The organism is Ideonella azotifigens, assembly GCF_006519715.1.
In the GTDB taxonomy this organism is placed as follows: Bacteria; Pseudomonadota; Gammaproteobacteria; order Burkholderiales; family Burkholderiaceae_C; genus Ideonella; species Ideonella azotifigens.
On record NZ_VIDT01000103.1, the window covers coordinates 1 to 12,018 of the forward strand.

12 protein-coding genes and 1 pseudogene are annotated in these 12,018 nt (G+C 66.2%); 10 read left to right on the forward strand and 3 right to left on the reverse strand.

Going from position 1 to position 12,018, the window contains the following annotated elements; all coding sequences use genetic code 11:
- Window positions 1-567, forward strand: a 567-nt coding sequence (locus FKP22_RS09245; protein ID WP_259372433.1) for a MaoC/PaaZ C-terminal domain-containing protein, incomplete at its 5' end; no start/stop codon positions are given.
- A 213-nt stretch (window positions 568-780) separates the two neighbouring features.
- Entirely contained in the window at window positions 781-1,077 is a 297-nt protein-coding gene (locus FKP22_RS09250; protein ID WP_141287199.1) for a hypothetical protein, read from the forward strand.
- A gap of 138 nt (window positions 1,078-1,215) precedes the next feature.
- Here FKP22_RS09250 and FKP22_RS09255 read toward each other — a convergent pair whose 3' ends face one another.
- The gene (locus tag FKP22_RS09255) at window positions 1,216-2,820 is read right to left on the reverse strand and encodes an MFS transporter (RefSeq protein WP_141287201.1); all 1,605 of its coding nucleotides are present in this window, start codon (window positions 2,818-2,820) and stop codon (window positions 1,216-1,218) included.
- Window positions 2,821-3,039: 219 nt separating this feature from the next.
- Between FKP22_RS09255 and FKP22_RS09260 the strand changes: the two genes are divergently transcribed.
- From FKP22_RS09260 to FKP22_RS09275, 4 genes are all read left to right on the forward strand, one after another.
- On the forward strand, window positions 3,040-4,872 hold the full coding sequence (locus tag FKP22_RS09260; protein WP_141287203.1) for a peptide-N4-asparagine amidase: 1,833 nt from the start codon (window positions 3,040-3,042) through the stop codon (window positions 4,870-4,872).
- 27 nt (window positions 4,873-4,899) lie between these two features.
- Window positions 4,900-5,607, forward strand: a complete 708-nt coding sequence (locus tag FKP22_RS09265; RefSeq protein WP_141287205.1) for a DUF2711 family protein — start codon at window positions 4,900-4,902, stop codon at window positions 5,605-5,607.
- Between the two features lie 150 nt (window positions 5,608-5,757).
- Entirely contained in the window at window positions 5,758-6,012 is a 255-nt protein-coding gene (locus tag FKP22_RS09270; RefSeq protein ID WP_141287207.1) for a type II toxin-antitoxin system prevent-host-death family antitoxin, read from the forward strand.
- Complete coding sequence (locus FKP22_RS09275) at window positions 6,009-6,431, forward strand: type II toxin-antitoxin system VapC family toxin (RefSeq protein WP_211361351.1); 423 nt, start codon at window positions 6,009-6,011, stop codon at window positions 6,429-6,431. Before FKP22_RS09270 ends, FKP22_RS09275 begins: the two co-directional genes overlap by 4 nt.
- On the opposite strand, the pseudogene FKP22_RS34510 reads toward FKP22_RS09275, so the two are convergent.
- Window positions 6,350-6,568: pseudogene (locus tag FKP22_RS34510) on the reverse strand (DUF6537 domain-containing protein); the annotation flags it as partial. The gene FKP22_RS09275 and the pseudogene FKP22_RS34510 overlap by 82 nt on opposite strands.
- A gap of 39 nt (window positions 6,569-6,607) precedes the next feature.
- Window positions 6,608-7,417, reverse strand: a complete 810-nt coding sequence (locus FKP22_RS09280) for an IclR family transcriptional regulator (RefSeq protein ID WP_231010096.1) — start codon at window positions 7,415-7,417, stop codon at window positions 6,608-6,610.
- Window positions 7,418-7,596: 179 nt separating this feature from the next.
- Between FKP22_RS09280 and FKP22_RS09285 the strand changes: the two genes are divergently transcribed.
- The 4 genes from FKP22_RS09285 to FKP22_RS09300 form a co-directional block, all read left to right on the forward strand.
- The gene (locus tag FKP22_RS09285) at window positions 7,597-8,571 is read left to right on the forward strand and encodes a tripartite tricarboxylate transporter substrate binding protein (protein ID WP_141287215.1); all 975 of its coding nucleotides are present in this window, start codon (window positions 7,597-7,599) and stop codon (window positions 8,569-8,571) included.
- Between the two features lie 35 nt (window positions 8,572-8,606).
- Complete coding sequence (locus FKP22_RS09290; protein WP_141287211.1) at window positions 8,607-9,413, forward strand: enoyl-CoA hydratase/isomerase family protein; 807 nt, start codon at window positions 8,607-8,609, stop codon at window positions 9,411-9,413.
- A gap of 5 nt (window positions 9,414-9,418) precedes the next feature.
- Window positions 9,419-11,515 (forward strand): acetate--CoA ligase family protein, encoded by a 2,097-nt coding sequence (locus FKP22_RS09295; protein ID WP_141287212.1) that lies wholly within the window; start codon window positions 9,419-9,421, stop codon window positions 11,513-11,515.
- Window positions 11,516-11,525: 10 nt separating this feature from the next.
- Window positions 11,526-12,018: enoyl-CoA hydratase/isomerase family protein (locus FKP22_RS09300; protein ID WP_141287213.1), on the forward strand; the 493-nt coding region annotated here is incomplete at its 3' end.

Consider the following 12,018-nt stretch of genomic DNA (forward strand, 5'->3'; position numbering starts at 1 on the left):
GCGGTGCACCACTACCTGCAGCGCACCGCCGTGCAAGGCTCGCCCACCATGCTGGCCGCGATCACCGGCGAGCATGTGCGCGGCGCCAAGGTCATCGAGACCGAGGTGCACCCGTTCCGCCGTCACTTCGAGGATCTGCAGATCGGCGAATCGCTGCTCACGCACCGCCGTACCGTGGGCGAGGCCGACATCGTCGCCTTCGGCGGCATCTCGGGTGACTTCTTCTACATGCACTTCGACGAGATCGCCGCCAGGCAAACCGACTTCGGCCAGCGCATCGCCCACGGCTACTTCGTGCTCTCCGCCGCCGCCGGCCTGTTCGTCTCACCCGCGCCCGGCCCGGTGCTCGCCAACTACGGCCTGGACACCCTGCGCTTCACCAAGCCCGTCGCCATCGGCGACACCATCCAGGCCCGCCTGACCTGCAAACGAAAGATCGACCGCAACAAGCGCGACGCCAAAGGCATCGGCCAAGGCGTCGTCGCCTGGGACGTGGAAGTGCGCAACCAGCACGGCGAGATGGTAGCGAGCTATGACATCCTGACCTTGGTGGCGAAGAAGGTTTGATCGACGTTCCACCTGCACAATCCCGTCGTCAGCGTCGCGGAACGGTAAACGCACGGCACCAGCCGTCCTCGCAACGGGTGCAGGTTTCGATGCCTGCCGCTGACAAACTTTATGCGGTCACGGCGCGATGTCCGGCCAGTGGCTGGTGGTCGCCAGTGGCGGCACTCGGATAGCCATGCATAGGGCTGCAGCGATGCCTTGAAAAGGGGAGCCATGCTGTATTCGATCCTGACTTCTCTCGCCGTACTGGCGACATTGATTGCAGTCGTCGCGTGGATCGTGGGATTCGTGTCTGCGGCCCGGGCCTTTGGACACCGCGGATCTCAACTTCTTTCGACCGAGATAAAGGCACTGCGCCCCCCTGGCGTTACAACAGACACGGACCGGGTGGAAAGCGCAGTCGAAGATCTCAAGCGCCGTTTGTTCAAATCGATGCTCGTGTTCATCATTTGCCTCGCCCTTAGCACCGGCCTGATCTTGCTCAGAAATTGGGCCCTCGCCGAAAGCTAGCTCGCAGGTGTCAGGCCTCCCATTTCTCTCGCCCGCCAGCGGCGCAGCATCTTGCCGGAGCAGATCAGCTGATCGCCAGCCAAAACATGCCGCCGCCGGTGTCCAGGAAGGCCCGCATGATCGGGCCTTGATGCGCGGCTAACTGCTGAGCGCGCTCTGGATGTCTTCCAGCGCAATGCCCCGGGTCTCGACGCCACTGCGCCACAGCATGGCGGCCGACACGGCCATGGGCAAGGCTAGTGCGACGGCCGAAAGCGCGAAATGATCGAAGAAGCTGAAGAGCGCCAACGCGGCGCCCAGGATGCCGCCGAACTTGGAGCTGGCGGCAATCACCCCGGACCCACTTCCGCGCAGGTGCACAGGGTAGATCTCGGCCGCGTAGGGAATGAGCATTGCGATCACGCCGCTGACGCTGACGAGCAGGGCCGCCGTGGCCACCGTCGTCAGGCCCGTCGACCGGATCTGGAAGGCGGCCAAGGCGGCGAAACCGAGCAGCACCGCGGCCGTGAGTGCAATGAACAGCACCAGCGCCTTGAAGCTGCTCCAGCGCTGGTAGAGAAGGATGACGACCGCGATGCCGGGCAAGGCAAAAAAGGCCGACTTCGCCAGCAGCGCGCTGGCCGCAGCAGGGTCTACGCCCAGCTCCTTCAGGTTCGTCGGCAACCACAGCAGGAAGCCGAAGTTCGCCAGACCCCAGCCGGTGCCGCAGACCAGCAACGCCCAGGTGATGCGGGCATGCCGGCCTCGCATCAGTTGGCGAATGCCTGACACAGGATGGCTTTCGTCGATGACGGCCGGACCGGGATGCGCCGGGTCATCGGCCTCGAGGGCCCGCTTCGAGCCTGCGAACTGGCGCAGGATCGCGTGGGACTCTTCGTGACGGCCCATGGCGGCCAGGAAGCGCGGAGACTCGGGAATGAAGCGGTTCAGGAAGATGATCGCGGCACCCGTGGGCAAGCCCAGCAGCCACAGCACGCGCCAGTTGAAGAGCGGCTCCAGCCACGCAGCCGATCCCGCCGCAATCATGTAACCCGCAGAGGTGCCGATGCCGCCCAGCGCGACCATCAGCCAGCCCCGATGCCGGGCCGGCACCGTCTCCGCCATCAAGGTGAATGCGATGGGCAGCAAGCCGCCGGCCGATGCGCCCATCAGGAAGCACATCGCGAGGTTCCATTCGAAGGTCGGCATCGCGCCGCAGATGGCCGTGCCGATGAACATCAGCGCCGAAAACAGGATGGCCGCCCGCCGGCCGAAGCGGTCGGCAATGCGCCCCCAGATGACCGAGCCCACGGTCGTCCCGGTGAGCGCGAACAGCGCCAGCAGGCTCGCGTGGGACCTGGGCAGCGCATATTCGGCACTCAAGCCCGGCATCACAAAGCCGAGCGTTGCCGGCTTCATCACGTCGATGGCGAGGGTGACGATGAGCACGAGCACCAGCTTCCAGTGCTCGCGGTTCAGTGCCACGCCGTCGGCGACATGCAGGTACCTGGCACTGGCCTGCGGAGTAGACGATTCGGCCCGCGCCCGCGGCGGCATCAACGCGTAGAACGACAGCGAAAGACCGATGGGGATGAGCGCCATGCCAATCCACATCTCCGCCGTCATCGGCATGCCCACCAGCCGCCAATGCGTGTGCTGGCCCATCAACAACATGGGCACATGCGCGAGCACGCCCGCGGTGATCAGCGCGCAGCCGACCCAGAAAGCCAGAGGATGTTGGAAGAGGACTCGCTTGGCTTGCATGCGGTGAGACGCTCGGTGAGGCGGGCAGTCTAGCGCGGGGCATGTTCGACACCGCGACGTCGGCCGCGAAGGCAGCCGCGCCACCGGCCGTCATGCAGCCGCCAGATCGAAATCAGCCATGCGGCATGGGGTATCCCCGCCGACAGATGAGCAAGACCTTGGCATACCCTTTGCGTGGCTGGCTCCCTGCCATCTTCCTCAACCCAGCAGAGCCCGTTCATGCCGAACCTTCCGATCCGCCCGACGCCACGCGCATCCCTTGCGCTGGCGCTCGCAACGTGTGCGCTTGCACTTTTCATCAGCGGCTGTGACGGGGATGGCGACGGGGCTTCCACGCCCGGTGCCGTGGTGCCCGTGGCGGCTCTGGCCGCCTCCGCCGGCGCCACCGGCGCGGTGGTGGCCGATGCGCCGCTGCCCAGGCCCACCAGCACACCGTGCACGATCACGCTGTACAGCGGCATGACCTACAGCGGCTTCGACGCCCATGCCTTCGCCTACCCCGGTTCGGGCGCCTGCACCGGCAAGTTCGCCAAGGTGGTGCTGGAAGCGGACTTCTCGGTCAATGCCGGCCGGCAGTTCGACCGCACCGCGCTGATCTCCATCGGCGGCGTGAACCTGTATTTCGGCACCACGCAGGAGCCTTCGGCCACCGTGGCGCCAAGCTGGCACGTCGAGCGGGACCTGACGGACTATGCCAACGCGCTGACTGCCGCGGCCACCGGCTACGTGCGGCTGGACAACGTTGTCGACGACACCTACACCGGCCTGCTCCTGGGCTCGGCCAGGCTGGTGTTCTATCCGGCAGCGACCGATGCCGACGACGCCACCTCGCGCGTGGCAGACGCGGTGATTCCCTTCGCTGGCGACCTGGTGACCGGCGACCCGGCCAGCCTCGCCACGGCCACCGACGCGCTGCAGCGCAGGCTTTCGCTGCCGACCAACATCGTGCGGCTCTACCTGGACGTGCAGGCCGAGAGCCAGGGCGACGACGAGTTCTGGTACACCTGCGTGCCCGACGACCAGACCAGCGCTCTGCAAAGCTGCGGGGGTGGCAGCTTCCGCGAGGTGCTGGTCACCATCGACGGCCAGCCGGCCGGGCTGGCGCCGGTCGTTCCGCGCGTCTACACCGGCGGCATCGACCCCGGCCTCTGGCGCCCGACACCCGGTGCCGAGACCCTCGCCTTCAACCCTTCCCGCGTCGACCTCACGCCGTTCGCCGGTGCGCTGAGCGACGGCGCGTCGCACACGGTGGCCATCTCGGTCGAAGGGGCCCAGGACCACTACTCGGTCGTCGGCAACCTGCTGGTCTACCGGGACGCAGGCACCGCCACCACGGGCGGCGCCGTCAGCAGCAACACGCTGACCAGCACCGCACTGACCGCGCCCGTCACGATCAACGAGGTTGTCGTGGCTGACGACGGCAGCGCGAATGACCCGCTGAGCGTGACGGCCACGCGCAGCTATGCGATCACCGGCTACGTCGACACGTCTAAAGGCCGCGTGACCACCACGGTGCAGCAGGATCTGACGTTCAGCAACCTGCAGACCTTCCAGATCACCGACATTCTGTATTCGCAGACCATCGCCCAGAAGTCCACCGTGGCCGCCACCGTGACGACCACCAGCGGCAAGAACAAGACGGTCGACACCTTCGCCTTCAGCTACCCGCTGGACGTGGGCTACGTCTACGACGGCGATGCGAACACCCAGAACAGCACCATGGCCCAGGACTTCAGCACCACCGTGTCGCGCAAGGTCAACGACAAGGCCGTGTTCAACAGCGCCTTCGAGAACAGCCTCACTTCGAAGTCCGGGCTGATCTTCAGCAACACCGGCGGCGCCACCCAGCGCGTGGGCCAGGAGGGCACGCAAACGGTCAGCTACAGCGACAACATCGGCAGCTGCTACAAACGCAGCATCGCCACCGCCCTCAACGCCCTCACCTCTGTGGAAGAAGGCACCGGCTGCGCCAAAGGCAACGTCCTGAACTGGCTTGCCCAACCCGACGGCGCGCCGGCGCAGGGCGTGCTGGAACAGGTGACGGCGGACTGAGGGCGCCAAGGGAGGAGAGGCCCCGCAATGACGGTTCGCGAACGCGTCCTTCCTGCGCCAGACTTGTACGCGGTATGCCCGCTGCGTGGTCCGATCCTGCCGTTCTACGAAGGCGTCTTCGAAGCCGCATACATCATCCTCAACCCCTTCATGCGACCCAGACCGTCGTCAGTCGGCCCATCGGTCGAAATGATGGCGGACCTGAGCGCAGACAAGCTTTGTCGAGCATATGAGCCGGTGAGCTGGGCACAAATCCTGGAACTGTCCGGACTACCTTCGCTCGCATCGATCGATGTGGCACTGAGGACAGCGATTGGTGGCCTGAACGCCCAACATGCCAACAAAGAAAATGCCGCGTTGCTTGACGTTTCGCTGAAGCGGCACGGGTTGCTCCCTCCCTGCGAAGGCCTGTTTCCCGAACTGATGCAGGACCCGATGCTTTCCTTCATGCAATCGCTCGATCAGGACTGGGCCTGGGTCGGAGATGATGTCGGGACCGAGCGGAAGCTGCATTGGATCGACGACCTGAAGCCCGCGAGTGCCAAGCATCACCTGGTCCGTGCGAGTGTGTTCACGCCGGACAAGACAAGTCTCTGGACAGTCCATTGGGACAGCCACTTCTCGCTGTTCTGCTCAACGCAGGAAAACATCGCGCGTCTCGCTGAACATCCGGGCCTTGAAGGATTCGCATGCGACACCAGCACCGAGATCTACTGGGGCGTGCCAGCGGCCTGATCGTTCGGTCGGACTCATGGGACGTTGCTTGCCCATCAACGCGTGAGGTAGAACGCCCTCAAGTTGCCGTTGCCCCGCCTGCCAAAGGATGACGCGGTTGCAACCCTCGCGCCAATGTAGTAATGTTTCTACATTCAAGAAGGGCTAACCGTGAGCATCACCACTTTGTCCAGTCGCGAGTTCAACCAGGACACGGCCAGGGCTAAAAAGGCCGCCGCGCAGGGGCCTGTGTTCATCACGGACCGCGGGCGCCCGGCGCACGTGCTGCTGACAATCGAAAGCTACCAAGCGTTGGCTGGCTCCTCCGCCAGCATCGTCAGCCTGCTTTCGATGCCGGGCGCCGGAGACGTCGAATTCGACCCACCACGTGCCGGTGAGCTCTATCGCGAGGCGGATCTGAGCTGATGTACGTGTTGGACACCAATGTCGTCTCCGAACTGCGCAAAGCGTCTGCAGGGCGAGCAGACACGAACGTCGTCGCCTGGGCAAGCAAGGTTGCCACTGGCACCTTGTATGTCTCGGCAATCACCGTACTGGAGCTTGAGCTCGGCATTCTTTCTCTCGAGCGCCGCGATGCGCCTCAAGCAGCGGTTTTACGCGTCTGGATGCACAGCCACGTCCTGCCGGCCTTCGCTGGAAGAGTCCTGGCGGTCGACACGGCGGTGGCGCTCCAATGCGCCCAAATCCACGTCCCAAATCGACGCTCGGAGCGTGACGCCATGATCGCGGCGACAGCCATGGTTCATGGCATGACCGTCGTGACCCGCAACGTGGCCGACTTCCAAGGAACCGGAGCGACGCTGCTCAACCCCTGGGTGCAATGAAGCACTCCGTGCATCATTTCCATACGGCGATCTTCGGTGTAACCATGGAGGTCCAGCGCGGTGCCTCGCAGCGCCCTGCCCTCTGCCAACAGGCGCATCGCCAGCGGCATCCATGGGCCTAGGCGGATCTTGCGCGGCGCCTGGCAGGTCGACCCCGCGACACCGGCACCCTTTGCTCACGCGTTGACCCGTCGTGCCATCGCGCTCAGGATCGCGTCTCGCAACTCAAGCAGAGGCGCCGAAAGGGCGGCCACCACGGCTTCCATGCTCTCAACGGTCGACACGCTGACATTCAGCGAATAGCAGGCTTCCTCGGTGTTGACTGGCGTGGCAAGCGCGACCACCTCGGGTTGCCAGGAGGCTGCGCAGAATCCCGACTCGCGCACCCGCGTGATGGAGCGCTCGATCTCCCCAAGCAACAGCGGCCACTGCGTGCTCCGTCGCGCCTTGAACACCTCGTAGAGCGCCTTGCGCCGTGCCGTTGAGCATGTGGCCAGGTGGGCATGTCCCAGCGAGGTCAACTCCATCGGTACGCGCTGGCCGGAGACGACGTTGCGAAATGCGACCCGGCGGCTGTAGCGGATGGATTCGAGGTAGACCATCTCGTCACGATCCGGTGCGGCCAGTCCGACATTGATGCGCTTGCTCTCGGCCAGCGCCCGCATCAGCGGCGCTGCGACCTGCAGGATCGTCGATCCGGATCGCATGGCGTGCGCAAGGCTCAGCACCGCGGGCGCCAACCTGTAGCCCTTGCGCAGCGGCTCCTGCTGGAGCAGGCCCATGCCAACAAGTGTCTGACTCAAGCGGCTGACGGTGGCCCGCGACAGGCCGGTTCGGTCGGCCAGTTCGCCGTTACCCAGGAGATCCGAACCGGGCCGGAATGCGCGCAGGATCTCGACGCCGCGTTCCAGAGACCGATTGGCAGGTGACGTGCCGGGTTTGTCTGGAGATGTCCTTTTGGGATCCGTGGGCATCACCGGTTCCATGGAGGTTGCCTTGCCTGCGGCGGGCGGGAGGCGACGCCGTGCATTTCCATTCTATGGAAATCGCAGGCAGACGTTTCGGTCCGGGCCGCCTACTCTTCGCATCCCGCAGACGCCACTCGAATCGAAATGCACAGCATTCCGGCGAATGCAAAGTCCATGAGATCACAGGAGACAACCTGATGGCATGCCATATTGTTTTGCGGCGCCTCGCCGCCTTCGTCTGCGCCGCAGCGGCGCTCGCTTCCGCCCATGCCGTCGCGGCCTATCCCGAGAAACCCGTCCGGCTCGTCGTTCCTTTCGCTCCAGGCGGTGGCACCGACCTTGTCGCCCGCACGCTCGCCGTGGGCATGGGCAAGGAACTGGGACAGCCGGTCATCATCGACAACAAGCCCGGCGCAGGAACGATCATCGGCACCGACAGCGTCGCCAAGAGCCCGGCCGACGGCTACAGCATCGTCATCGCGACCTTCGCTCATGCTGTCAACCCCAGCATGATGCCCAAGCTCCCGTTTGATACGAGCAAGGCCTTCGCCCCGATCACCCTCATCGCCAAGGGCCCGAACGTGCTGGTCGTGCGGGCGGAGAGCCATTTCAAGTCGATCAAGGACGTGATCGCTGCCGCCAAGGCCGAGCCCGGCAAGCTGACGTATGCCTCGCAGGGCAACGGCACCTCGGCGCACCTGGCCGGCGAGATGTTCACCAATCTGACCAAGGTTCAGATGACCCATGTGCCGTATCGCGGCGCAGGCCCCGCCATCACCGATCTGCTGGGTGGGCAAGTGGACATGATCTTTGGCACTGCGGCTGCGGTCGCGCCATTTGTCGACAGCGGCAAGCTCAGGGCCATCGGCATCACCTCCGCCAGCCCCTCCGCGGCGATGAAGGGCGTGCCGCCCATCGGTGTAGACGTGCCCGGCTATCAGGTGGAAAGCTGGTACGGCCTGTATGCCCCCGCCGGCACGCCAGCCGACGTGATCGCCAAGCTGAACGCTGCAGCCAAGAAGGCTGCTGCCAGCCCTGACTTCGCCAAGAAGATCGAGCAGGAAGGTCTGACCGTCGTCGTCGGCGACCCGGCCGAACTCGACCGCTACGTGAAGGCCGAAGAAGTGCGCTGGAGAAAGATCGTCAAGGAAAACAACATCAAAGCGGATTGAGCCTGCGCCCTGCCGCCCTTGTTTCGGAGAAACCCATGAGCTTCACATTCATCGACCTGCGGGTCGAAGCCGCGATCGCCACGATCACCCTGAACCGCCCCGACAAGCGCAATGCGATGAGCGATGCCATGCGCACCGAATTCATCGAAGCGCTGGAGAGGGTTGCGGCCGACAAGGCCATCAAGGCCCTGGTGCTGACCGGCGCCGGCAAGGGCTTCTGCGCCGGTGGCGACATCAGTGGCATGGAAAAGCGCATGAACGCGCCTGCCGGTGAAGTGGGTTTCAACGGCTGGCACCGCCAGCAGCGCGTGCACCACACCCAGGCCCTGCTGCACACCATGCCCAAGCCGGTGATCGCGGCGGTCAACGGTGCGGCATCGGGCCTGGGTGCCGACACGGCACTGGCCTGCGACTTCATCATCGCCAGCGAGTGGGCCAACTTCACCTGGAGCTACATCCACCGCGGCATCGTTCCTGACGGCGGCGGCATGTATTTCCTGCCGCGCCGCGTCGGCCTGGCCAAGGCGAAGGAGCTGATCTTCACCGGCCGCAAGGTGGACGTGGACGAAGCCCTGAAGCTCGGCATCGTCGACCGCAAGACCGCGGGCGACACGCTGCTGGGTGATGCACAGGCCTGGGCGGCCGAGCTCGGCAAGGGCTCGTCCACCGCGCTGGCGCTGACCAAGACCATCCTGAACCAGAGCTTCGAGCTGTCCTCGCACGACGTGTTCGCGCAGGGCAGCCAGGCCCAGGGCGTTTGCTACACCAGCACCGAGCACCGCGAATCGGTGATGGCCTTCCTGGCCAAGTCGGCACCGGCACCGGCCGCGGCCAAGGAGTGATGAAGATGGACGCGATCTCCCGCCTGCTGCAACCGCGCAGCGTCGCCATCATCGGCGCCTCGGCCGACCCGACCAAGACCGCCGGCCGCCCCGTGGCCTACCTGCGCAAGCACGGCTATGCCGGGCAGATCCTGCCGGTGAACCCGAAGGCCGACCGCATCGGCGACCTGCCTTGCTACGCCGACATTGCCTCGCTGCCGGTCGTGCCCGACGTGGGCATCGTGCTGCTGGGCGCAGAGCGTGCCCACCTTGCCGTGCGCGACCTGGCCGCCCGCGGCACCGCCGCCGCCATCGTGCTGGCCAGCGGCTACACCGAAACCGGCGAAGACGGCGCGCGCCGCCAGCGCCAGCTGATCGAAGCCGCAGGCTCGATGCGCATCCTCGGCCCGAACACCATCGGCCTGGTGAACCTGACCGACAAGATCGTGCTGTCGGCCACAGGCGCACTGGAGATGGACCACTTCCCGGTAGGTGGCATCGGTGTCGTGTCGCAAAGCGGCGGCATCCTCGGCTCGCTACTGTCGCGCGCCTCGGCGCGCGGCGTCGGCCTGTCCAAACTGATCTCGACCAGCAACGAGGTCGACCTGGAACTGGCCGACTTCATCGACCACCTGGCCGACGACGAGGCCACCAAGGTCATCGCGCTCTATGTCGAGACGGTGCGCAACCCGCAGAAATTCCGCGCTGCCGCATTGAAAGCCGCGCGAGCCGGCAAGCCCGTCGTCGCGTTCAAGATCGGCCGCTCCGAAGCCGGCGCCGCCGCTGCCGTGTCGCACACCGGTGCGATGGCCGGTGCCGACCGCATGTACGACGCGCTGTTCCGCCAGACCGGCGTGATCCGCGCGCAGAGCTTCAGCGACCTGCTGGACATCCCCGTGGCGTTGGCGACCGGCCGCAAGCTGCGCGGCAACCGTGTGGCCATCCTCACGTCCACCGGCGGCGCTGGCACGCTGGTCAGCGACGACCTCGGCCTGCACGGCTTCGAGACGCCGGCACCCGATGCCGCCACCGCCGAAGCGCTGCGCGTGCTGCAGACCGGCAGCGAGGCGGTGCTCGACCGAAACCCCATCGACGTGACGCTGGCCGGCCTGCGGCCCGATCTGCTGCGCGGCGCCATCACCGCGCTGCTGGCAAGCCCGAGCTACGACGCATTGACCATCATCGTCGGCTCGTCCAGCCTGGCGCAGCCCGAGCTGATGGCTGGCGCCATCCAGGATTGCCTGCCGCAGACCGACAAGCCCGTGATGGCCTACGTCAGCCCGCATGCGCCCGAGATTGGCGCACTGCTGACCCAACGCGGCGTGCCGGCCTTCGCTGCCGCTGAAAGCTGCACCGCGGCCTTGGGCGCGATGCGCAAGGCCAGCCGCTTCGTCGCGCCCGATGAGGCGCAGGCCGCAGGCCTGGCCGTGGCGGTGGATGACTTCGCACCGGGCTCGCTGGACGAGGCCCAGGCCAAGCAGCTCTTCGCACGTTTCGGCGTGCCGTGCGCGAGCGAGATCATCGTCAGCACACCGGCCGAGGCCAAGGCGGCGGCGGCGCAGCTGGGCGGGCGTGTGGTGCTGAAGATGCTGTCGGCGCAGGTCACGCACAAGAGCGATGTCGGTGGCGTGGCCGTGGGCCTCGATGAAGAAACCGTGGGCGCGCGCCTCACGCAGATGGCCGCCGACGTGGAGGCCAAGGCCGGCTTCCGGCCCAAGCGCTACCTGGTGCAGCAGATGGTCGGTGGCGGCACCGAGCTCATCCTCGGCATGCACCGCGACCCGCTGGGCACGGCCATCCTGCTGGGCATGGGCGGCGTGACGGCAGAGCTGTTCAAGGACACCACGATGCGGCTGCTGCCGGCTGACGCGAATGGCCTCAGTGCCTTGAGCCGTGCCGAGGCCCTGAGCATGGCCAGGGACCTGAAGACCTGGCCCTTGCTCGACGGTTTCCGCGGCCGCCCCAAGGCCGACGTGGAAGCGCTGGTCGACGCCATCGTCGCCTTCTCGCGCATGGCCGCGCAACTGGGCGAGCGCCTGGTCGAAGCCGAGATCAACCCGGTCTTCGTGCTGCCGCAAGGCCAGGGCGTGCGCGCGGCCGACGGCGTGGTCGTGCTGGCCTGAGGAATCACAGATGGAACAGCAACGCGTGCGCCTGGAACGCGACGGCGACATCGCCGTCATCGTCATCGACAACCCGCCGATCAATGCCGGTTCGGCGGCAGTGCGTGAAGGCCTGATGAGCGCCATCGCTACCGTGCGCGCCGAGGACAGCCTGCGCGGCGCGGTGCTGATCGGTGCCAGCAACACCTTCATCGCGGGCTCCGATCTGCGCGAGTTCGGCCAGCCGCTGGCGGAGCCGCAGCTGCCCACCGTGATCCGGGCCATCGAAGACTGCGGCAAGCCGGTTGTCGCGGCCCTGCATGGCGCGGCACTGGGCGGTGGTTTCGAGCTGGCCCTGGGTTGCGATGCACGCATTGCCGCGCCGGGCACGGTGGTCGGCTTGCCAGAAGTGACGCTAGGCATCATCCCCGGTGCCGGCGGCACGCAGCGGCTGCCGCGCATCGTGGGCATACCGCGCGCCATCGGCATGATCTGCAGCGGCGAGCGCATCAACAGCGCTGCGG

Coding starts and splice junctions, on each gene's coding strand:
- FKP22_RS09265 (WP_141287205.1), top strand. CDS start 4,900: ATGACGGTTCGCGAACGCGTCCTTCCTGCGCCAGACTTGTACGCGGTA.
- FKP22_RS09255 (WP_141287201.1), bottom strand. CDS start 2,820: ATGCAAGCCAAGCGAGTCCTCTTCCAACATCCTCTGGCTTTCTGGGTC.
- FKP22_RS09260 (WP_141287203.1), top strand. CDS start 3,040: ATGCCGAACCTTCCGATCCGCCCGACGCCACGCGCATCCCTTGCGCTG.
- FKP22_RS09290 (WP_141287211.1), top strand. CDS start 8,607: ATGAGCTTCACATTCATCGACCTGCGGGTCGAAGCCGCGATCGCCACG.
- FKP22_RS09250 (WP_141287199.1), top strand. CDS start 781: ATGCTGTATTCGATCCTGACTTCTCTCGCCGTACTGGCGACATTGATT.
- FKP22_RS09295 (WP_141287212.1), top strand. CDS start 9,419: ATGGACGCGATCTCCCGCCTGCTGCAACCGCGCAGCGTCGCCATCATC.
- FKP22_RS09280 (WP_231010096.1), bottom strand. CDS start 7,417: ATGGAACCGGTGATGCCCACGGATCCCAAAAGGACATCTCCAGACAAA.
- FKP22_RS09285 (WP_141287215.1), top strand. CDS start 7,597: ATGGCATGCCATATTGTTTTGCGGCGCCTCGCCGCCTTCGTCTGCGCC.